General features: G+C 43.3%; 1 protein-coding gene. It reads left to right on the forward strand.

Annotation, left to right across the window (positions count from 1 at the left end; genetic code table 11):
• The coding region (locus CP370_RS09490) for an amidohydrolase family protein (protein ID WP_143467907.1) at nt 1-393 on the forward strand (393 nt) is incomplete at both ends.

Raw genomic sequence — 393 nt, forward strand, 5'->3', positions numbered from 1 at the left:
GTGCGAATCACAGATGGAAAATTTGCTGCAATTGATGATTTTTTAACACCAATTACGGGTGAACAAGTTATCGATGCAACAGGAAAATTAATGATCCCACCCTTTGTTGATCCGCATGTTCATCTAGATTCAACAATGACTGCTGGACAACCCGAGTGGAACGAGAGCGGGACTTTGTTTGATGGTATTCGAATTTGGGGTGAACGCAAGCAGACCTTATCCCATGAGGATGTTAAGCAGCGAGCAATTGCGGCTTTGAAAATTCAAGCGACGCACGGACTACAGTTCGTCCGATCACATGTTGATGTGACCGATCCAGATTTAGTTGCTTTAAAGGCATTACTAGAAGTGCGTGAAGAAGTTAAGCCTTGGATGACTTTACAATTAGTTGCC

It is taken from the genome of Lactobacillus sp. UMNPBX19 (assembly GCF_002553805.1).
In the GTDB taxonomy this organism is placed as follows: domain Bacteria; phylum Bacillota; class Bacilli; order Lactobacillales; family Lactobacillaceae; genus Lactobacillus.